We start from the raw sequence: 21,407 nt of genomic DNA on the forward strand, positions 1-21,407 counted from the left end.
CCGTGCTGTGCGCGCTTGTCCGACATTCCGCGTGTGATCCTCTTGTAGGATTACAGGATAGATTGTCCGGTCTTCTGCCAATCGGCCAGGAAGGCTTCCAGGCCCTTGTCGGTGAGCGGATGCTTGTAGAGCATGCGCAGCACATTCGGCGGCAGCGTGACGATATCGGCGCCGATCTTGGCGCATTCCACCACATGGATCGGATGACGCGCGCTGGCGGCCAGCACTTCGGTCTTCAAGTCCGTGTAGTTGCCATAGATCTGCACGATCTCGCCGATCAGTTCCAGGCCGTTCTGGCCCACATCGTCCAACCGGCCGATGAAGGGCGAGATGAAGGCGGCGCCGGCCTTGGCGGCCAGGATCGCCTGCGCGGCGGAGAAGCACAGCGTCACATTCACCATCACGCCCTGGTCTGACAGCGCCTTGCAGGTGCGCAGGCCATCGGGGGTGAGCGGAACCTTCACGGCCACATTGCTGGCAATCGCGGCCAGCTTGTTGCCTTCGGCCAGCATGGTCTCGAAATCGGTGGCGGTAACCTCGGCGGAAACCGGGCCCTTCACCAGTTTGCAGATTTCCTTCACCGTGGCGATGAAATCGCCGCCGGCTTTGGCCACCAGGCTGGGATTCGTGGTGACACCGTCCACCAGGCCGGTTTCGCTCAGAGCGGCGATTTCCTTGATGTCGGCGGTATCGATAAAGAATTTCATGGTCGTTCCTGATTTCTACGGCGCCGAATCGGGCCCTGACTTGGCTGAGGGCATCTTCCCGGCGCATTGGATGATATAAGCGACAGGGTTAATAATATCCTGTTTTTCCTCCGGCTGCCCATATGTCTGCACAAGGCTTTTTCGACACCGGCATTTTGCGCGTGTTGCTGCCTGTCCCACTGGGACGGCCGCTGAGCTATGCCGCGCCCGGCTCTGGGCCCAGCTCTGGGCCCGGCTCTGGGCCCGGCTTTGGCGAAATGCCGCAGCCGGGCAGTCTGGTGCGTGTCTCACTTTCGGGCCGCGAGTTGGTGGGCGTGGTGTGGGATGGCGAAGCCGAAACCCTGCCGCCTGACAAAAAACTGAAACAGGTGGCAGAGGTTTACCGCACGCCGCCGCTTTCCGCGCCGCTGCGCCGATTGGTGGATTGGGTGGCGGCCTATACACTCAACACGCCAGGCATGGTGCTGCGTATGTGCCTGCCGATGCCCGAGGCGCTGACCCAGCCGCCGCCCAGCCGGCAGGTGTTGCATATTGCGCAACCGCAGCCAGACCTGCGGCCGAATGCCCAGCGCAGCCGTGTGCTGGCCATTGCCGCCGAACGGCCCGGCCTGAGCCAGAGCGAATTGGCCGAGGCTGCCGGCGTGGGCGCGGCCGTGGTGCGCCGGCTGGTTGAGTTGGGCGCGTTGCGGGCCTTGAGCGTGAGTGCCGACAGCCGGCGCAGCGAGCCGGATGGCGATGCAGCGGGTCCGCACTTGAGCGAAGACCAACAGGCCGCCGCGCAAACGCTGTGCAAAGCCGTGGCGGCGCGGCAATTCTCCGTGGCGCTGCTGCAGGGCGTAACCGGTTCGGGCAAGACCGAAGTGTATTTCGAGGCGGTGGCCGAGGCTTTGCGCATGGGCCGGCAATGCCTGGTGCTGCTGCCGGAAATCGCGCTCACGCAAGCCTGGCTTGATCGTTTCGAGCGCCGTTTCGGCGGCCAGGCCTGGGCCTGGCATTCCGAACTCTCGCCCGGCCGCCGTGCCGAAACCCTGCGCGCCATCACAAGCGGCCGTGCCCGCGTGGTGGTGGGTGCGCGTTCGGCGCTGTTCCTGCCCTTTGCCGATCTGGGCATGATCGTGGTGGATGAGGAGCATGATGCCTCCTACAAGCAGGAGGAAGGCGCGATCTACAATGCGCGCGACATGGCCGTGGTGCGCGCCAAGCTGGAAAGCGTGCCGATCGTTCTGGCCTCGGCCACGCCATCGCTGGAAAGTCTGTATAACGCCCGGCGCGGCCGCTATGCGCATCTGCTGCTGCCGCAACGCCATGGCACGGCGGAGATGCCCAAGGTGTTTGCCATCGACATGCGCAAGCATCCGCCGGCCTCGCAGCATTTCATCAGTGCGCCGCTGCGTGTGGCGATTGAAAAAACCCTGGCCGAGGGCGAGCAGGCGATGCTGTTCCTCAATCGCCGCGGCTATGCACCGCTCACGCTTTGCGGTGCCTGCGGGCATCGGCTGGAATGCCCCAATTGCTCCGCTTGGCTGGTGGAACACAAGGCGCGTGGCCGGTTGCTCTGCCATCATTGCGGCTTTCAGGCACGCCTGCCCGATGCCTGCCCGGCTTGCGGCGAAACCCATCGTTTCAAACCTTGCGGCCCTGGCGTGGAGCGCCTCGCGGAAGAGGCGGCAACCCTGTTCCCCGAGGCGCGGCTGGCGCTGATGACCTCGGATACCATGACCAGCCCGCAGCAGATCACCGAGATGCTGCGCCGGGTGGAAGATCGTGCGGTGGATATTCTGGTCGGCACGCAGATCGTGGCCAAGGGGCATCATTTCCCGATGCTTACCCTGGTGGGCGTGATCGATGCCGATCTGGGCCTGGCCGGCGGCGATCCGCGCGCGGCGGAACGCACCTGGCAATTGCTTACCCAGGTGGCCGGGCGCGCCGGGCGCGCCGAACGGCCGGGAAGCGTGCTGTTGCAAAGCTACGAGCCGACCCATCCGGTGATCGCCGCCCTGGCGCGGCATGATACGGAAGGCTTTTTGCTGGCCGAACTGGCCGAGCGCGAACGCGGCGGCATGCCGCCATTCGGCCGGCTGGCGGCGCTGATCATCAGCGGCGCCGATGCGGCGCAGGTTGGCCAGGCCGGCCGCTTGCTGGCCCAGGCCGCCCCTATGGCACACGGGTTGCGCGTGCTTGGCCCGGCCCCGGCCCCGCTGAGCTTTTTGCGTGGAAAACACAGAGAACGCTTGCTGTTAAAGGCAACCCGCGATATCGACACCGCCAAATGCATTGCTGAGTGGCTGGGGCGGGTAAAGCTACCCTCCGGTGTGCGTTTGGCGGTCGATATCGACCCCTATAGCTTTTTGTAACCATCGGTTGTAGAAACGGTGCCTCCAGAATGGATGCCAGAATGGAAAACAGTATGACGCTTCGTTCGATTGCAGCGGCCGCTCTGCTGGTTGCCCTGATCCCGCTGGCTGGCTGCGTGGAAGACAAATCCGCACCCTCGCAGCGCCATACCGGCATTTCCGATTTCACCCGCTTCATCTCCAAGACCGGAAGCATGAAGGGGCTGAAGACCTATTTCAAAACCCGCTCGGAAATTCCCGCCGATGAAGGCTTGGGCGTGATCTACGATGGCGCGCGCAACGAGGGCGAGGTTTATCGCTTCCGCGACCCCAAGGTGGCCGGTGAATTGCTGCCGGCGCTGAAGGCGGTGCGCAAGCGGTTGGGCGAATCCGAAAACTGCATGCAGCGCGGCTATTTCATTGCTTGCGGCGAAGAGAAATTCATCGAGACTTTCCGCAAATGGGAATGATGCGGCCGCCGCATCCATTCAACTCGCTGTCCCGATATTTCGCCATCTTGTGTTGCCCGGCGCAATGACGCTACAAGGGCTGCGCGATTTCACTGCGGGATAGCCATGTCGTCTTCATTCGAATCGATCTCATGCGCCGTGGGGCAACGCTCCATGGGCGATGCCAGCAAGCTGTTTCCGCTGTTGCCCGTGTTGCTGAAAGGCTGCCCGGCCTCCAGCGATGACGCCATGCAATATCCGCTGGAGATCGATTACGATTACAGCCGCATCCCGCGCAGCCTGTTCGATCAGGCGCCGCTTGCGGGCTTGGATCGCTGGGCGCCGATCCTGCCGCCGCTGGCGCCGGGGATTTCGCTGGGCGAGGGCGGCACGCCGTTGATCGAGGCGCCGCGCATCGCCCAGGCCATCGGCCTGAAGGCGCCGTTGCTGCTGAAGGACGAAAGCCGCAATCCCACCTGGAGCCACAAGGATCGCCTCAATCTCTGCACCGTGAGCGCGGCGATTGCTGCCGGAGCGCGCGGCATTGCAGCGGCTTCTTCCGGCAATCACGGCGCGGCGGCGGCGGCTTATGCCGCACGCATGGGCCTGCCCTGCGTGATCGTGACCAGCAGGGGCGGCCAACCGGCCTTCCGTTCGCTGCTGGATGCATTGGGCGCGCATCAGGTGGTGGTTGAACGCGAGCGGCGCTGGCCGGTGCTGCAGAGGATCATCGACCATACCGGCTTCTTTCCGGTGAGCAACCTCACCCGCTATCACACCGGCAATCCCTATGGGCCGGAAGGCTACAAGACCATTGCCTACGAAATCTTTTTGCAGATGGGGCGCGCGCTACCGGGCGCTGTTGTGGTGCCCACCGGCTATGGCGAATTGCTCTATGGCCTGGCCAAGGGCTTTTGGGAATTGCAGCATCTCGGCATCACCGAACGGGTGCCGCGCATCCTGTCGGCCGAACCGCAGGCGCGCGGCCCGTTGGCACGCGCGCTGAAAAGCAATGCCGCCGCCATGGAGGTGGAGGCCAAGCCCACCATCGCTTCCGGCATCGGTTGCACGGTGAGCAGCTTCCGTGGCGTGCAGGCGATCCGCAATTCATTGGGCAATGCACTCACCTGCAGCGACGCTTCGCTGCGGGCGATGCGCGATCTGCTGTCTCGCCAGGGCATCTTCCAGGAATATTCCGGCGTGGCGGGTTTGGCCGCTTTGCAGGAATCGCTGGCGCGTGGCGAACCGATCGAAGGTCCGGTGGTGGCGATTCTTACGTCATCGGGTCTGAAAGATATCGCCGCTAGCGAAGACGGCATTTCGTTTACCGACGAGAGCAATCTCGATGCGTTGCTGGAAAAGCTCGGACCAGCACGCTGAATTCTGCGCATTGAGAGAATTTTGTCGGTCTGGGCACCGCATGCAGCGGCATGCGCGCGTGGCTGGCTATTGCTGCACGCAAAGCGATAGGCCTTGCGATTCTCTCGCATAAGCTTTTTTGCATTTACGAAAAAGTTTTCTTGACCCTGCCGATAACGCTCGGTCATTGTGTTGTCATGAAATCGGAACGCAGTACCGATAATCGGGACATCAAAAGCCGCAGCCAATCGCTGGATCGCGGTTTGCAGGTGCTCGAAATGCTGGCAGCCTCGGATACCGAGTTGGGGGTGCGTGATTTGGCGCGCGAACTCGGCATCGCCAAGAGCATCGTGCAGCGCTTGCTGAACACTCTGGTGGATCGCGCCTTCATCGAGCAGGAGCCGCAATCGCGCAAATACCGCATCGGTTCGAAATCCTTCGAGATCGGCGCCGGTTTCACGCGCAGCGGCAGCCTGGCCGAAATCTGCCTGCCCGAGTTGGAGAAGATGGCCAAGGCGCATCAGCTCAATTGTTATCTCGGGATTCTGCGCGATAGCGAAGCGCTGTATCTCGCCACCATCCAGGGCAGCGGACCGATTGCCATCCAGGTTTCGCCGGGTGACCGCATCGCATTGCACACCACGGCGCTGGGCAAGGCGCTGTTGCTGGATATGAGCGATGCCGAAATCCGCAACCTGCTGACTGCCAGCCGCCTCACCCGCCGCACCGCCAGCACCAAGGTGAGCGTGCCGGCGCTGATTGCCGAGATTCGCAAGGCGGAAAAGCATGGCTATACGCTTTCGCTCGGCGAAAACATCATCGGGATCTATTCCTTCGGCGCGCCGATCCGCGACAAGACCGGCCGCATCGTGGCGGCGATCAGCGGCGCGCTGCCGCAGGCGATGATGCAGCGCAAGGCTCTGCCGCAATTGGGCGAGGCGGTGGCTGCCATCGCCGAACGGATTTCTCAGCGCCTGGGGGCTTCCAGTAGAAATCTGGCTGCGTCTAGCCGCGCGCCGGCTGCCGCCAAGTTCGTACAAGCAGCGGGGCGTGCGTAAAAATCTTCATAACCAGCACCATCACCAACACAACACAGCCAAACAGGGGGCTTACAAAATGAGCAAGACATTTTCTTTCCGACTTTCCTCGGCCTTTGCGCTAACCACCGCAGTGGCGCTGGCGGCCTTGGTGGTTGCGCCGGGCGCGGCCCATGCGCAGTTTCCGGATCGCCCGGTTACGCTGATCGTGCCGTGGGATGCCGGCGGCAGCACCGATCAGACCGCCCGCGTGCTGGCCAAGGCCGCTGAAAAGCATCTCGGCCAGCCCATCGTTGTGGTGAACAAGCCGGGCGCCGCCACCGTGCTGGGCATGACCGAACTGGCCGCCGCCAAGCCGGATGGCTACACCGTCGGCACGTTGTCCTCCAGCTCCTATCTGATTCCGCTGGCCGGCCGTCAGGTGCAGTACGATGTCGAGAAGAATTTCAGCTATGTCAGCTATTACGGCGACAACCTGATCGGCACCGTGGTGCCGGCCGCTGCACCGTGGAAGACCCTGAAGGATCTGATCGACGACGGCAAAAAGAATCCCGGCAAGATCAAGTTCGGCACCGGCGGCGTGGGCACCACGCAGCATCTCACCATCGAGGGCTTGATGGTGGATACCGGCGCCAAATTCATCCATATCCCGCAGAAGGGCTCGGCCGGTTCGGTGCCCGCGCTGCTCGGCAACCACGTGGACTTCCTGTCGGAAACCTCGGTCTGGGCGCCCTTCGTGGAAAAGGGCGAGATGCGGCTGCTGGCGGTGACCACGCCGTCGCGCTCGCCGCGTTTCCCCGATGCGCCGACAATGAACGAGCTTGGTTTCAAGACGTTGCGTTCGGTGCAAGGCATCATCGGCCCGGCTGGCATTCCCGAAGCCGAGCGCAGCAAGCTTGAAAGCGCCTTCCGCGCCGCGCTGACCGACGAAACCTTCAAGCAGACCATGGATCGTCTTGCCATGGTGGTGGTGGATATGCCTGGCAAGGAGTTCGACGCGCTGATCAAGGATGAGATCGTGCGCGCGCGCAGCCTGCTGGCGCAGATCAAGCAGTAAGGCCGGTTGAGCATGCGTAGGGGCTTGTCGCCGACAGTCATTTCGGCGCTGGTGATGATCGTGCTGTCGCTGGCTTTCGGCTACGGCTCCTATCGTCTCGGCTTTTGGGATTACGGCATACCGGGCTCCGGCCTTTTGCCGATGCTGGCCAGTGCGGTGTTGCTGGTGCTGGCCAGCATCCTTCTGGTGCAGACCTGGCGCGAGCCGGAGGGTGAAACCTTCCGGCCGATGCCGATCGCAGCCTTGGGGCTGATCTGGGTGTATTCCCTGCTGCTGCCCTGGCTGGGTTTTGCCATTCCCACCGTCATCATGCTTTTCATCTGGGTGAAGGTGGTGTTCGGCCGGCCGGCATGGCTTGCAGCCTTGCTGGCGGTTCTGCTCACGCTGGGCGGCATTGTCCTGTTCGGCACTTTCCTGGATACGCCCATCGAGGTCTGGCCGAATGTTTGAAGCCCTGCAATCGGTAGCCCATGGTTTTTCCCTGGCGATGCTGCCGGAAAACCTGATGTATGCCTTGATCGGCTCGCTGCTCGGTACGCTGGTTGGCGTGTTGCCGGGCCTGGGGCCGGTTACAACCATCGCAGTTCTACTGCCGATCACCTATCAGGTTGGATCGCCGCTCGGCGCGCTGATCATGCTGGCGGCGATCTATTACGGCGCCATGTATGGCGGGTCTACAACTTCAATCCTGCTCAAGGTGCCGGGCGAGGCGGCCTCGGTGATTACCTGCATGGATGGCTACGAGATGGCCAAGCAGGGTCGCGCCGGGCCGGCGCTGGCGATTGCCGCCATCGGTTCTTTCGTGGCCGGAACGCTGGCCGTGGTGGGCCTCACCCTGGTGGGGCCGGTCTTTGCGCGTTATGCGGTGAAATTCGGACCCCCGGAATATTTTGCGCTTGCGGTATTCGGCCTGGTGCTGGCCAGCACGCTTTCTGGCGGCCCGCCGCTGCGCGGCTTGTGCATGGTGTTTCTCGGTATCCTGCTGGGCCTGGTTGGTTTGGATACGATGACCGGCGATGCGCGTTTCAGCTTCGGCATCCTCGAACTGACCAACGGCATCGGCATTGTGCCGCTGATGATGGGTATCTTCGGCCTGGGTGAGATTCTCTACAATCTCGAACAACGCGGCGAGGCCTCGCTGGTCACCAAAACCATCGGGCGCATCATGCCCACCAAGCAGGATTGGAAGGATTCCGTCGGCCCCATCGGGCGCGGCTCGGTGCTGGGTTTCCTGCTCGGCCTGTTGCCGGGCGGCGGCGCCATCCTGGGTTCGCTGCTCAGCTACACGGTGGAAAAGACATTGTCGAAAAAGCCGGAAACCTTCGGCAAGGGCAATATCGCCGGTGTGGCCGGGCCGGAATCGGCCAACAATTCAGCCGCATCGGCGGCTTTCATTCCGTTGCTCACGCTGGGTATTCCTGGCAATGCGGTCACGGCTGTGCTGCTGGCTGCGCTGCTGATCCAGAATATCGAGCCCGGCCCGCTGATGCTGGTGCAGCATGCCGATGTGTTCTGGGGTGTGATCGCCTCGATGTATGTCGGCAATATCATGCTGCTGATCCTCAACCTGCCGCTGGTTGGCCTGTGGGTGCAGCTGCTGCGCGTACCCAATTGGGCGCTTACTCCAATCATCCTGGTGGTGGCCGTGCTGGGGGCTTATAGCTTGCGCAATGCCTGGTTCGATGTGGGTGTGCTCGCGGCCGGCGGTGTGATCGGCTATCTGTTCCGCAAGGCACAGATCGATGCCGGCCCGATGATCATGGCCTTCATTCTGGCCGACCTGCTAGACACCTCGCTGCGCCAGGGCCTGTTGATGGGCGATGGCAATCCGGCGATCTTCTTCAGCCGGCCGATGTCGGCGGTGATCCTGGCGATTTCGATGGTGGTGTTGGTGGTGCAGATCTTCGCCTGGCGCCGCAATGCCGCGATGCTTGGTCTGGTCGACACCCAGAAGGAAGCCTCATGACCCAACCGGCCGCGCAAATCCGCCGCGACAGCGCCGAGAAGGTGACGGGCGAGGCCCGCTTCGTCACCGATATCGCGCTGCCCGGCATGCTGCATGCGCGGCTGTTGCGTTCCACCATGCCGCATGCCCGCATCACCGGCATAGATGCAGCGGCGGCGCTGGACATGCCGGGCGTGGTGGCGGTGTTGACCGGCGCGGATTTTGCCGGGCTGAAGCATGAATGGGGTCTGTTTCTGCGCGACCGCCCGCTGATTGCCATAGACCGCGTGCGTTATGTGGGCGAACCCGTGGCCGTTGTGGTGGCAGAGGACGAATACAGCGCTGAGGAAGCGCTGGATGCCATTGTTGTGGATTACGATCCGCTGCCGCATGTCACCGATGCGGAAGCTGCGCTGGCCCCCGATGCGCCGCTGGTGCATGAAACCATGGAAACCCTGAAGGATTTCTATTTCAAGGGCGAGGCCAAACCGCTGCCCGGCACCAATATCTTCCAGAATTACCGCTATGAATGCGGCGATGTGGATGCGGCTTTCGCCGCTGCGGACCATGTATTCGAGGATGCCTACGATTTTCCCATGGTGTTTCATTACGCCATGGAGCCGCATTGCGTGGTGGCCGAATATTCCGTGCGCGAAGGTTTTACGCTGCATAGCTGCGCGCAATCGCCATCGGCGGTGCAGAAGGTGCTGCATGCCATATTCGGCACGCCGCTGAGCAAGATTCGCGTGATCGTGCCCTATGTGGGCGGCGGCTTCGGCGGCAAGGCCTCGGTGAAGCTTGATCCGCTGGCTGCCGGCATCGCCTGGAAATTGCAGCGGCCGGTGCGGCTATGCCTGAGCGTTGCCGAATCCATGCTCACCTGCCGGCGCTTGAACGCCCGCGTACATCTGCGCAGTGCGGTGGCCAAGGATGGCACCTTGCTGGCCAAGGCCGTGCGCGTGGTGATGAATGGCGGCGCCTATGCCGATACTGGCCCGGCGGTGGCGATCAAGGCCGCCAACCGCGCCATCGGGCCGTATCGTATCCCCAATCTGCGGCTGGAAGCCCAGGCGGTGTATACCAACACCGTGCCGGGCGCGGCCTTCCGTTCCATCGGCGGGCCGCAGGCGGTGTGGGCTACGGAATCGCAGATGGATACCATTGCCGAGGCGCTCGAACTCGATCCGCTGGAACTGCGCCGGCGCAACCTGTTGCGGCGCGGCGAGACCGTGCGGCCCGATCTGCGGTCAATCGATGTGGAGATGGCGGAAGCCCTGGGCGAGGTGAGCAAGGCCTTGCCCCACCGGCCGGGCGAGGCGCGCGGCTTTGCCGTGGCGGCCAGCGATCCCGGCATCATGCCGATCGGATCCGCCATGGTGCGCTTGGGTATCGATGGCTCGATCACCGTGATGGCCAACAGCGTGGAGATCGGTCAGGGCGTGCGTGCGGTGTTGGCCAAGCTGGCGGCCGAGGCACTGAACCAGCCGATAGCCGCCGTGGATGTGGCTGAGACCGACACGCTTACGGCACCGTTCGATTGGGGCACCGGCGCCAGCCGCTCCACTGTCATCATGGGGTGCGCTGTGCAGGAGGCCGCAGCCGATGCCGGCCGCAAGCTGCTGGCCATGGCGGCAACAACCTATGAAGTGCCGGAAAGCGAATGCCGGCTTGTGGAGGGAGGCGTGCTGGTGCGCAACCAGCATCATACATTCCGCGACCTGTTCCATCGTTATTTCGGTATCGATAGCGGCGATGTGAGCGGCATCGGCAGCATCACGCCGCAATATCGCAATGGCGCTTTCCTGCAGGCCCCGCTGTTTTGGGAAACCGCTGCCGCCGGCTGCAGCATCAGCGTGGATGAGGATACCGGCGAAATCCTGGTGAAGGACTATGTGAGCGCCGCCGATGTGGGCCGGGTGATCAATCGTCTGGCCGCCGAAGGGCAGGATGAAGGCGCGGCGATGCAGGGCCTGGGCCACAGCCTGTTTGAAGAATTGCTTTACGAAGACGGCCAGCCGGTGAATGCCAGCATGATCGATTACCATGTGCCGTTGATCGACGAGAGCCCGGCGCATTTTGAAACCATCCTGATCGAGAATGGCGATGGGCCCGGCCCGGGCGGCGCGCGCGGCATGGGCGAGGGCGCCATCCTGCCAGTGGCGCCGGCGATTGCCAATGCGCTAGCCGCAGGCCATGGCGTGCGGATCAAACATTTGCCGCTCACGCCGGAAAAGGTCTGGCGCAGTTTGCGGGCGGCGAAAGCGGGCCTGTGATGGGTGGTGTGTGATGGATTTTGCGATGTCGATGGATCTGCCGCGCGAACCGCAGGCCGTATGGCCGGTGCTGCTGGATTTCCGCCGCGTGGCGGCCTGCATTCCCGGCTGCGAGCAGGTGGAGGAATTAAGCCCGCTGGCGCATTACAAGGCCGTGCTGAAGCAGAAGGTGGGTCCGTTCAAGCTGGAAGTGCCGGCGGAAATCTTCGTGGAGGAAATGCGTGCGCCGGAATTCGTGCGCGCGCGGGCCACAGGGCGCGACAAATTCACCGGCACGACCTTCAACATCACCCTGGAAGTGTCGCTGCAGGCTGTGCCGGATTCGAAGCTGAATGTGCAGGCCGGTTTGCAGGTGGCGGGTCGGTTGGCTTCGCTGGGCTTTTCGGTGATCCGCAAGAAGGCGGATGAGAATTTCGCCGCCTTCTCGGCGCAATTGCAGCAGGAGGTGATGGCCTGATGCTGCTGCGCCGTTTCGATCTGCATAAACCGGAAACCCTGCCCGCGCTGTTCGATCTGCTGGATCGGCATGGCGAGGAGGCGTCCGTACTGGCCGGCGGCACCGAATTGCTGATCGCGCTGAAAGCCCGCGTGCTGCATTACCCGCATCTGATCAGCCTGAAGGCCATCGCCGGCCTGGCGGATATTGTCGATGCTGGCGATTGCATCTCCATCGGGGCGCTGGCCACCCATGATGCCATCGCACGGCATCCGTTGGTTTGCCGCTATCTGCCTGGCTATGCCGCGCTCAGCGACAATATCGCCAATATCCGCGTGCGCTGTGCCGGTACATTGGGCGGCAATCTGTGCTTTGCCGAGCCGCATGCCGATCCGCCGGCCATGCTGGCGGCGCTTGGGGCGCGGTTGCGGCTGCAATCCGCCACGGGCAGCCGCGAATGCGCCATGGCCGATTTCATCCACGGCGATTTCGAGACCGACCGCCAGCCCGGCGAGATTCTCACTGCCATCCTGGTGCCCAAGCCGGTCAGCGGCCATCGCGCCGCCTATCGCTGCTATGGCGCCAGCCATCGCCCGGTGGCCGGCGGAGCCGCAGCGATCACCATGGATGAAGCCGGCAAATGCAGTGCAGCCGCCTTCTGGATCGGCGCGGTTTGCGGTCGACCGGTTGCGTTGGAACAGGCCGCGCTTGGCGTGATCGGCATGGATAGAGCGGAGATTGCGCAAGCCTTGCCTGCCCTGATTGCGCCGGAGATCGAAGCATTGGAGGCCAGCGACGACAATCACGGCGCTGGCGATTACAAGCGCCATCTGGCGCAAACCATGCTGCTGCGCGCGGCTCAGGCAGCCAATACGGTGGCGGCATGAGTGAGGTTTCCATGCATGATCTGGCCTTTGCCGTGAATGGCGAGCAGCGCAGCCTGCAGGTAGAGCCGCGCGAATTGCTGATCGATGTGCTGCGCAATCAACTGGGCCTCACCGGCACCAAACGATCTTGCGATGTGCAGGTTTGCGGCGCTTGTACCGTGCTGGTCGATGGCCAGCCCACCAGCGCCTGCTCCACCCTGGCGGTGGAGGCCGATGGCTGCGCCGTGCAAACCATCGAAGGCCTTGCCAAGGATGGCCGGATGGATCGCATCCAGCAGGCTTTCCTGGATCATGGCGCATTGCAATGCGGTTTTTGCACGCCGGGCTTCGTGATGGCCGTGCATGCCCTGCTGACTCAGCATGAAAAACCCGACGACGCCACGATTCGGCATTACCTGCATGGCAACATCTGCCGCTGCACCGGCTATGTGAAGATCATCGAAGCGGTGAAAAGCCTTGTTTGATATCAGCATCAGCTCGGATGGCCGCGATGCGCCGGATGCCTTTTTCGGCAAGATCGCAGCAGCGACCGGAAACCGCAGGCGGCGGATATGGATCGCCAATCACCTGTTCCTGCGCGATCCGATTGCGCTGGCGGGTGCTGCGCTGGCCAAGGATCCGCTGATCGATGTGGCATTGATGGCGATGAGCCCGCTGACCATGCATCCGGCGCAATTGGCGATGACGGCGGCAACCCTGGATGAATTCTACCCCGGCCGGATTACGCTTTGCCTGGGCGTGGGTGCGCCGGCCGATCTTGGTTCGGTAGGGCTGGCAGCCGATAAACCGCTAGGGCCGGTGCGTGAATCGATCCGTGTCATCCGCGCCTTGCTGGCCGGCGAAGCGGTGACGTTCCAGGGTGAAAACTTCCGCATCAATAGCCGGCGGCAATTGAATGCGCCGCGTGCGGTGCCGATCATGCTGGCCGCTTCGGGGCCGAAGATGCTGGAACTTGCCGGCAGCGAAGCCGATGGCGTGTTGCTCTCGGCGGGCACGTCGGTGGAATTCATCCGCTGGTGCCTGCAGCATGTGGAGGCCGGTGCAAAAGGCCGCAAGCTGCGCCGCATCAGCCTGGTTTATGGCGCCGTGGATGAGCAGGCGGAAGCCGCGCATCAGCGCCTGCGCCGCGTGCTCTCCATCACTTTGCGCGGCCGGCATCATGCGCGCAATTTGCAAATGGGCGGCAACGCGTTGGACCAAGCTGCGTTGAACGAGGCCGTGCTGGCCGAGGATTGGCCGCGTGCCATGGCGATGATCACCGACAAGATACTGGCTGGCCATGCCGCCAGCGGCACGCCGGCGCAGGTGGCTCAGCGGTTTGCCGCCTATGCCGAAGCCGGCCTGGATGAAATCGTGCTGAGCGGCGTGACCGACAGCCGCCAACTCACAAGCTTGATCAACGTGGCAATGCCTGCCGCCAAGGGGGAAATATGAAGTTCAGCATCTGCCTGCCCACCGGTTTTGAAGGTGTGATGTATCCGATTCCGTTCGTGAAACCGGAGGATTTCGTCCGCCTTGGCGTGATGTGCGAAAAGCTCGGCTATGATTCGGTGTGGGGCAACGATCACATCACCACGCAGAAATACGTGCAGGAGCTTTTCCCCGGCACGCCGCCGGCCTTCTACGAGCCGTTGACCGTAATGGCGGCGATCTCGACCGCCACAACCAAGCTGCGCATGGGTACCTCGCTGCTGGTGCTGCCGATGCGCGATCCGGTTTTCCTGGCCAAGCAGATCACCACGCTGGATCAGCTCAGCAATGGCCGCTTTATCCTGGGCGTGGGGCTTGGCGCTTACCGCGAGGAATTCGCCGCTTGGAATTCCAAGCTGGCTGGTGCGCGGCGCGGCGATCTGATGGACGAGGGCCTGGAAGCCCTACAATTGCTGCTCTACGAAAAGAGCGCCACCTACGAAGGCAAGTATTACGCCTTCAAGGATGTGGAGCTATTTCCCAAGGCGAAACAGACTCCGTTCCCGCTCTATGTGGGCGGCCACAATATCGAGGCGGTGGAGCGCGCGGCAAGGCTGGGCCATGGCTGGCTGCCGGGCTGGCGCCCGCTGGCCGAGATGAAGGAGCGCATCGCGCTGCTGCGCCAGCGGGCCGGTGAGCATGGCCATGATCCCAAGGCCATCGAGGCGGCGCCGCAATTCTCCATGACGATTGCCAAGACCATGGAAGAAGCCGAGCGCATCTACATGGAAAGCGGCTTGGTGGCGCATCGTAAATCGCTGGCCTATACCGGCCGCGACCTCAGCCAGCAGGTGGTGGCCAATCTGGTCGGCTCGCCCGAGGTGATCCTGGAAAAAATCGCATACCTCAAATCGATCGGTGTGGATCATTGCTCATCGCTGATGATCCCGGCCAACGATATGTCGGAATACAACGATCAGGTTCAGTGGTTCGCCGAGGCGGTCATCCCCAAGGCGTCATGAGTGACAGACGGAAACAACATCATGTCCATTACGGGTAATACCGATCTGCGTATCGCGGTCGATATCGGCGGCACCTTCACCGATATCGTGCTGCAGCAGGGCGAGCGGCGCTGGACCGGCAAGGTGCTCACCACGGTGCAGCGCCCTGCCGAGGGCTTCATGCAGGCCGTGCAGCAGATTCTGTCGGAGACCGGTTTCAAGCCGGCGCAGGTCGGCGGCATCATCCACGGCACCACGCTGGGCACCAATGCGCTGATCGAGCGCAAGGGTGCGCGCACGGCTTTTCTCACCACCGGCGGTTTCCGCGACGTGTTGGAGATCGGCTATGAAAACCGCTTCGATCAATACGATCTGATGATCGAAAAGCCCGAACCGTTGGTGCCGCGCGCGCTGCGCTTCACGGTGCCCGAACGGATCGGCGCCAACGGCAATGTGATCCTGCCGCTGGATGTGGCCGGCGTGAAGGCCATCGTGCCGGACTTGCGGCGCGAGAAGGTGACCAGCCTGGCCATCGGCTTTTTGCAGGGTTTCACCAATCCGGCCCATGAAGAACAGGCGCGCGATATCCTGCTGGCCGAGATGCCGGAGCTTTCGATCACGCTGGCCGCCGAGGTCTGCCCCGAGATCCGCGAATATGATCGCTTCTCCACGGCCTGCGCCAATGCCTATATCCGCCCGATCATGCAGACCTATCTGGATGACCTGGAGCAGAAGCTGCGCGCCGCCGGTTTCAATTGCCCGATTTTCCTGATCACCTCCAGCGGCGCCATGACCAGTGTGGATGTGGCCAAGCGCTTTCCGGTGCGGCTGGTGGAATCCGGCCCGGCGGGCGGCGCCTTGTTGGCGGCGCAAGTGGCGCAGGAATGCGGTTTGGACAAAGTATTGTCGTTCGATATGGGCGGCACCACGGCGAAGATCTGCTTCATCGACAAGGGCCTGCCGCAGATGTCGCGCAGCTTCGAGGTGGGGCGGGTTTATCGCTTCACCAAGGGCAGCGGCCTGCCGCTGCGCATTCCGGTGATCGAGATGATCGAGATCGGCGCCGGCGGCGGTTCGATTGCGCGTGTGAACGATCTGGGCCTGCTGACCGTTGGCCCCGATAGCGCGGGGTCCGAGCCTGGCCCGGTCTGTTATGGCCGCGGCGGCAGCGAACCCACGGTGACCGATGGCGATTTCCTTACCGGGCGCATCGATCCCGAGCGTTTCGCCCGCGGCGCCTTCAAGCTGGATCGCGCCAAGGCAGAGGCTGCCATGGGCCAGATGGGCGCCGGGTTGCAGTTGAATGCCGGCCAGCTCGGCTTGGCGATTGCCGAAACCATCGAAGAAACCATGGCCAATGCCGCCCGCGTGCATGCCATCGAAGGCGGCCGCGATGTGGGCGCCTATACCATGGTGGCGTTTGGCGGCGCGGCGCCTTTGCATGCGGTGGCGGTGGCTAAACGTTTGGGCATTCAGCGCATCATCGTGCCCAGTTCGGCCGGCGTGGGCTCGGCTGTGGGTTTCCTGCAGGCGCCGATTGCCTTCGATCTGGCGCAAAGCTGGTATCAGCGCACCAGGGAACTGGATTTCGAGGCTGCCAACCGGCGGCTGGCCGCGATGCGCGAGCAGGCAAGCGCTCTGATCCGCTCGGCCACCCAGGCCAAACTGGTGGAACGCGGCAGCATCCTGATGCGTTATATCGGCCAGGGCCACGAGATCGAGGTGGAATTGCCTGATCGGCCCTTGGCGATTGGCGACCGCGATGCGCTGCATGGTTTGTTCATCGATGCCTATACCAAGCTGTATGGCCGTTCGATTCCGCATCTGGAATCGGAAATCCTCAGTTGGTCGCTGCGCTTGGGCACTGTGCCGGCAGAGGTGCAGCCGCTGGCGCCGCCGGTTGCCAAGGCTGCGGCCAAGCCGGATTTGCAGCGCGACTGGATCGACCCGGAGAACGGCGCCGTATCGACCTTGAGCATCTGCGAACGCGCCAAGCTGGATGGCGGCAAGACATTGGCCGGCCCGGCCGCCGTGGTGGAGGCGGAAACCACCACCATCGTATTGCGCGGCTTCAGCCTGGGTGTGAATTCTGGCGGCTATCTGGTGATAGACCGCGATACGGGAGGCGTGTGATGAGCGATGCAATGTCCGGCATCCGCCGGCAATTGATGTGGAATCGCCTGATCTCGGTGGTGGAGGAATTGGCGCAGACGCTGATCCGCACCGCTTTTTCCACCTCGACCCGCGAGGCCGGCGATCTTTCGGCCGGCGTATTCGCGCCCGATGGCCGGATGATTGCGCAGGCCATCACCGGCACGCCCGGCCATATCAATTCGATGGCCGCCTCGGTGCAGCATTTCATCAGGGACTACCCGGTGGAAGGCATGCAGCCGGGCGATGTGTTCGTTACCAACGATCCCTGGAAGGCCAGCGGCCATCTCAATGATTTCACCGTGGTGACGCCGGCGCATCTGGATGGCCGGGTGGTGGCGCTGTTTGCCGCCACCGTGCATGTGGCCGATATCGGCGGCCTGGGCGTGGGCACCGAGGCGCGCGATGTATATCAGGAAGGCATCTATGTGCCGATCCAGCCGCTGGCGCAGCGCGGGGTGATCAATGAAACCCTGATGCGCATGATCCGCTGCAATGTGCGCGAGCCGGTGCAGGTGGAAGGCGATCTGCATTCGTTGATGGTGAGCAATCAGGGCGGCGTCGACCGTCTGCTGGGCATGATGCGCGAATTCGGCCAGACCGACCTGATGGAACTGGCGGAATATATCTTCGTCACTTCGCGCGAGGGCATGATCCGCGCCATCCAGGCATTGCCGCGCGGCACGTTCCATAACCGCATGACCATCGATGGCTTCGACAGCCCGGTGGATCTGGTGGTGGCGGCCACCATCGAGGATGAGCGCATCCTGATCGATTTCGATGGCACCAGCGGGTTGTCGCAGGCCGGCATCAATGTGCCGAAATGCTATACCGATGCCTATACCAGCTTCGGCGTGCGCTGCGTGGTGGGCCCGCGCATTCCCAACAATGCCGGCTCGCTGGGCGTGGTGCAGGTGGTGGCGCCGGAAGGCTGCATCGTGAATGCGCCGCATCCGGCCCCAGTGGCGGCGCGCCACATGATCGGCCAGATGTTGCCCGATGCCGTACTCGGCGCGCTGTATCAGGCGGTGCCCGATCTGGTGCCGGCGGAAGGTGCGTCCTGCCTGTGGAATATTCGCGTGGCCGGCGGCCCCGGCACGCCGGGCCTGACCGCATCGCAGCGGCTGAACAGCCGCCGCTTCGGCATCACCACGTTCAATGCCGGCGGCATGGGGGCGCGGCCGGTATCCGATGGATTGTCGGCCACGTCTTTCCCCGCCGGTGTGCGCAATGTGCCGCTGGAAATCGTGGAGACGATGACCCCGCTGGTTTTCTGGCGCAAGGAGTTCCGCGAGAATTCCGGCGGCGCCGGCAAATGGCGCGGCGGCGATGGCCAGATCATCGAACTGGCCCATGCCGAGGATGAGCCCTTCACCCTCAACGCCACTTTCGAGCGCGTGGACAATGCCGCGCGCGGCCGGGCCGGCGGCGAAAACGGCAAACCCGGCGTGGTGCGCCTGGCCTCGGGCAAAATACTCAAGGCCAAGGGCCGCCAGGCGGTGCCGGCAGGCGATCGGCTGATCGTGGAAATGCCCGGCGGCGGCGGCTATGGCGAACCGGAGCAGCGCGGCGCCGGCATGAAGGCGCGCGACAAGGCCTATGGGCGCGGATAGCTAATAGCCGGTTTTCATATCCACCAGCCGCAGCAGCGGCCGGCCTTCGCGCAGGCGGCGGATATTGTCGGCGATATAGGGCACAACACGGCTGGGGATGATATCGGCAGCGTTATGCGGCGTCACCGTCACCTTGGGATGCACCCAGAAGGGATGATCCTGGCGCAGCGGTTCCTCGGCGAACACATCCAATGTGGCGCCGGCGATGTAATCATTGTCCAGTGCATGCAGCAGGTCATGCTCCGCCACATGGCCGCCGCGCCCGGCATTGATCACATAGGCGCCGCGCGGCAACAGCGATAATGTGCGGCGGTTGATGATGCCGGTCGTTTCCGGCGTCAATGGCAGCAGGCAGACCAGCATCTGGCAATGGCGCAGAAAGCCTTCCAGCTGATCTGCGCCATGAAAGCTGGCCACGCCATCGATGGCTTTCAGGCGCCGGCTCCAACTCACCACCTGGAAGCTGAAACCAAGCAGCCGCTTGGCCGCCGCAACGCCCAACTCGCCCATGCCCATGATGCCGATGCAGCGTTCGGAAGCATCCACCGGCGGCAGCCATTTCCAGATCTTGTTGCGCTGATTGAACTGCATCGCCTCCACCTGGCGGTGATAGCGCAGCACATGCAGCACCACGTATTCGGCCATCTTGTTGGCCAGGCCGTCATCCACCATGCGGGCCAGGGGCAGATGGCGCGGATAGCTGGGATCTTTCAGCAGGCCATCCACGCCGGCACCGAGATTCTGCACGAATTTCAGATTGGGCAGGCTCGCCAGCAGGCCATGCGGCGGCGCCAGCACGATGGCGGCATCCACGCTGGCTTTGTCGTCGATCTCCGCTAGTGGCCGGATATCCTCATCCGGCAGGGCGGGCTGCAGGGCATCGATCCACAGATCGGGATCATGGATCAGGCTTTGAAACAGGATGGTCATCAGCTTCTTACGGTGTTCTGGTGGCTGACCGCGATTTCGAAAGCGGCGGCGATCAGGGCCTTGGTGTAATCGGTTTGCGGCGCGGTGAATAGTGCATCGGCGCTGCCATGCTCCACGATGCGGCCGTCTTTCATCACCAGCACGCGGTCGGCCAGGGCGCGCACCACGCGCAGGTCGTGGCTGATGAACAGATAGGCCAGGCCGTGGCGGCTTTGCAGGTCGCGCAGCAGGTCCACGATCTGTGCCTGCACGCTCATATCCAGCGCCGAGGTGGGTTCGTCCAGCACCACGAAGCGCGGTTCCAGCACCATGGCACGGGCAATGGCGATGCGCTGGCGCTGGCCGCCGGAGAATTCATGCGGATAGCGATCCATGGTGGCGCCATCAAGGCCCACTTCCTCCAGTGCCTTGGCCACGCGTGTGCGCCGGGCTGCGGCATCGCCGCCCAGATCATGCACAAGCAGACCTTCCTCGATGATCTGGAAGACCGACATGCGCGGGCTGAGCGATGAAAACGGATCCTGGAACACCACCTGCATCTCGCGGCGCAGGCCGCGCAGGGTGGCCTTGTCCAGCTCCGCCAGATCGCGGCCGCCATAGCGGATGCGGCCCTCCGCCTGTTGCAGGCGCAGCAGCGCCATGCCAAGCGTGGATTTGCCCGAGCCGCTTTCGCCGACAACACCGAGAGTCTCGCCGGCGCGGATGCTGATATCGATGCCATCCACCGCCTTCACATGGCCGATGGTGCGGCGGAACAGGCCGGCCTTGATCGGAAACCAAACCTTCACGCCTTCGGCCTGTATCACCACCGGCGCAGCATCCGCCACATCGGCATGCTTGCCCTTGGGCTCTGCCGCCAGCAGCCGGCGCGTATAGGCATGTTGCGGTGCCTGGAAAACTTCGGCCACCGGACCGGCTTCCACGATCTCTCCCTTGGTCATCACGCAAACCCGGTCGGCGAAATTGCGCACGATGGTCAGGTCGTGGGTGATCAGCAGGATGCCCATGCCAAGGCGTGCCTGCAAATCCTTCAGCAGGTGCAGAATCTGCGCCTGCACGGTCACGTCCAGCGCCGTGGTGGGTTCGTCGGCGATCAGCAGGTCTGGTTCATTTGCCAGCGCCATGGCGATCATCACGCGCTGGCGTTGGCCGCCGGAAAGCTGGTGCGGATAGGCATCCAGGCGTTTCTCGGCCTGCGGCAGGCCCACCAGACGCAAAAGCTCCAGCGTGCGGGCGCGCGCCGCCTTGGCATCCAGCTTCTTGTGCAGGAACAGCACTTCGTTGATCTGCCGCTCGATGGTGTGCAGCGGATTCAGGCTGGTCATCGGCTCCTGAAACACCATGGCGATGCGGTTGCCGCGCACCGCGCGCAAGGTCTGTTCGTCGGCGCCGAGCAATTCCTGGCCGCGAAACACGATCGAGCCAGTCGGATGCCGCGCGGTGGGATAGGGCAGCAATTGCAGCACGGAAAGCGCGGTGATGGATTTGCCCGAGCCGCTTTCGCCCACCAGCGCCAAGGTTTCGCCGCGCGCCAGATCGAAGCTGGCATGCTTAAGCGCGGTGATGCTCTTGCCTTCCACCTCGAAGTCCACGCCCAGGTCGCGGATGCTCAGCAAAGCCTCGCTCATTTGCCCGGGGGTGCTCATTTAAACGTCTTTCGCGGATCGAAGGCGTCGCGCACCGCTTCGCCGATGAAGATCAGCAGGCTCAGCATGATGGCCAGCACGGCAAAGGCGGTGAGGCCCAGCCAGGGCGCCTGGGTGTTGGTTTTGCCCTGCGCCAGCAATTCGCCCAGCGAGGGCGAGCCCGGCGGCAGGCC

General features: G+C 63.3%; 18 protein-coding genes and 1 pseudogene. 15 read left to right on the plus strand and 4 right to left on the minus strand.

What is annotated here, in order from left to right:
• Positions 1-50: 50 nt before the first annotated feature.
• On the minus strand, positions 51-707 hold the full coding sequence (gene fsa, locus KF827_RS18090; protein WP_291008483.1) for a fructose-6-phosphate aldolase: 657 nt from the start codon (positions 705-707) through the stop codon (positions 51-53).
• A gap of 122 nt (positions 708-829) precedes the next feature.
• Here fsa and KF827_RS18095 point away from each other — a divergent pair, with 122 nt between their 5' ends.
• The 15 genes from KF827_RS18095 (at position 830) to KF827_RS18165 (ending at position 18,658) form a co-directional block, all read left to right on the plus strand.
• The gene (locus KF827_RS18095; protein ID WP_291008486.1) at positions 830-3,061 is read left to right on the plus strand and encodes a primosomal protein N'; all 2,232 of its coding nucleotides are present in this window, start codon (positions 830-832) and stop codon (positions 3,059-3,061) included.
• Positions 3,062-3,114: 53 nt separating this feature from the next.
• On the plus strand, positions 3,115-3,510 hold the full coding sequence (locus KF827_RS18100; RefSeq protein WP_291008489.1) for a hypothetical protein: 396 nt from the start codon (positions 3,115-3,117) through the stop codon (positions 3,508-3,510).
• 105 nt (positions 3,511-3,615) lie between these two features.
• Positions 3,616-4,869, plus strand: a complete 1,254-nt coding sequence (locus KF827_RS18105; protein WP_291008492.1) for a pyridoxal-phosphate dependent enzyme — start codon at positions 3,616-3,618, stop codon at positions 4,867-4,869.
• Positions 4,870-5,045: 176 nt separating this feature from the next.
• Positions 5,046-5,906: an IclR family transcriptional regulator gene (locus KF827_RS18110; protein WP_291008495.1), complete on the plus strand. Its 861-nt coding sequence runs from the start codon at positions 5,046-5,048 to the stop codon at positions 5,904-5,906.
• 58 nt (positions 5,907-5,964) lie between these two features.
• A complete protein-coding gene (locus tag KF827_RS18115; protein ID WP_291008497.1) occupies positions 5,965-6,942 on the plus strand; it encodes a tripartite tricarboxylate transporter substrate binding protein in 978 nt (325 codons plus the stop codon).
• Between the two features lie 24 nt (positions 6,943-6,966).
• The gene (locus KF827_RS18120; protein ID WP_291008500.1) at positions 6,967-7,392 is read left to right on the plus strand and encodes a tripartite tricarboxylate transporter TctB family protein; all 426 of its coding nucleotides are present in this window, start codon (positions 6,967-6,969) and stop codon (positions 7,390-7,392) included.
• On the plus strand, positions 7,385-8,908 hold the full coding sequence (locus KF827_RS18125) for a tripartite tricarboxylate transporter permease (protein ID WP_291008503.1): 1,524 nt from the start codon (positions 7,385-7,387) through the stop codon (positions 8,906-8,908). The genes KF827_RS18120 and KF827_RS18125 overlap by 8 nt, the downstream gene beginning before the upstream one ends.
• Positions 8,905-11,160, plus strand: a complete 2,256-nt coding sequence (locus tag KF827_RS18130; protein ID WP_291008506.1) for a xanthine dehydrogenase family protein molybdopterin-binding subunit — start codon at positions 8,905-8,907, stop codon at positions 11,158-11,160. Before KF827_RS18125 ends, KF827_RS18130 begins: the two co-directional genes overlap by 4 nt.
• 25 nt (positions 11,161-11,185) lie before the next feature.
• The gene (locus KF827_RS18135) at positions 11,186-11,617 is read left to right on the plus strand and encodes an SRPBCC domain-containing protein (protein WP_291008509.1); all 432 of its coding nucleotides are present in this window, start codon (positions 11,186-11,188) and stop codon (positions 11,615-11,617) included.
• On the plus strand, positions 11,617-12,483 hold the full coding sequence (locus KF827_RS18140; protein WP_291008512.1) for an FAD binding domain-containing protein: 867 nt from the start codon (positions 11,617-11,619) through the stop codon (positions 12,481-12,483). The genes KF827_RS18135 and KF827_RS18140 overlap by 1 nt, the downstream gene beginning before the upstream one ends.
• On the plus strand, positions 12,480-12,947 hold the full coding sequence (locus KF827_RS18145; protein ID WP_291008515.1) for a (2Fe-2S)-binding protein: 468 nt from the start codon (positions 12,480-12,482) through the stop codon (positions 12,945-12,947). Before KF827_RS18140 ends, KF827_RS18145 begins: the two co-directional genes overlap by 4 nt.
• Complete coding sequence (locus KF827_RS18150) at positions 12,940-13,917, plus strand: LLM class flavin-dependent oxidoreductase (protein WP_291008518.1); 978 nt, start codon at positions 12,940-12,942, stop codon at positions 13,915-13,917. Before KF827_RS18145 ends, KF827_RS18150 begins: the two co-directional genes overlap by 8 nt.
• The gene (locus tag KF827_RS18155; protein WP_291008521.1) at positions 13,914-14,915 is read left to right on the plus strand and encodes an LLM class flavin-dependent oxidoreductase; all 1,002 of its coding nucleotides are present in this window, start codon (positions 13,914-13,916) and stop codon (positions 14,913-14,915) included. Before KF827_RS18150 ends, KF827_RS18155 begins: the two co-directional genes overlap by 4 nt.
• 21 nt (positions 14,916-14,936) lie before the next feature.
• Entirely contained in the window at positions 14,937-17,027 is a 2,091-nt protein-coding gene (locus tag KF827_RS18160; RefSeq protein ID WP_291008524.1) for a hydantoinase/oxoprolinase family protein, read from the plus strand.
• Positions 17,027-18,658 carry a hydantoinase B/oxoprolinase family protein gene (locus KF827_RS18165; RefSeq protein WP_291008527.1) on the plus strand — a complete coding sequence of 544 codons (1,632 nt, stop codon included), beginning with the start codon at positions 17,027-17,029 and terminating at the stop codon, positions 18,656-18,658. The genes KF827_RS18160 and KF827_RS18165 overlap by 1 nt, the downstream gene beginning before the upstream one ends.
• Here KF827_RS18165 and KF827_RS18170 read toward each other — a convergent pair whose 3' ends face one another.
• The 3 genes and pseudogenes from KF827_RS18170 to KF827_RS18180 form a co-directional block, all read right to left on the minus strand.
• Positions 18,659-19,588: a glyoxylate/hydroxypyruvate reductase A gene (locus KF827_RS18170; RefSeq protein ID WP_291008528.1), complete on the minus strand. Its 930-nt coding sequence runs from the start codon at positions 19,586-19,588 to the stop codon at positions 18,659-18,661.
• Positions 19,588-21,216: an ABC transporter ATP-binding protein gene (locus KF827_RS18175; protein WP_291008530.1), complete on the minus strand. Its 1,629-nt coding sequence runs from the start codon at positions 21,214-21,216 to the stop codon at positions 19,588-19,590. The genes KF827_RS18170 and KF827_RS18175 overlap by 1 nt, the downstream gene beginning before the upstream one ends.
• Before the next feature lie 14 nt (positions 21,217-21,230).
• Positions 21,231-21,407 (minus strand): annotated as a pseudogene (locus tag KF827_RS18180) (ABC transporter permease); the annotation flags it as partial.

It is taken from the genome of Ferrovibrio sp. (assembly GCF_019636075.1).
Lineage (GTDB): Bacteria > Pseudomonadota > Alphaproteobacteria > Ferrovibrionales > Ferrovibrionaceae > Ferrovibrio.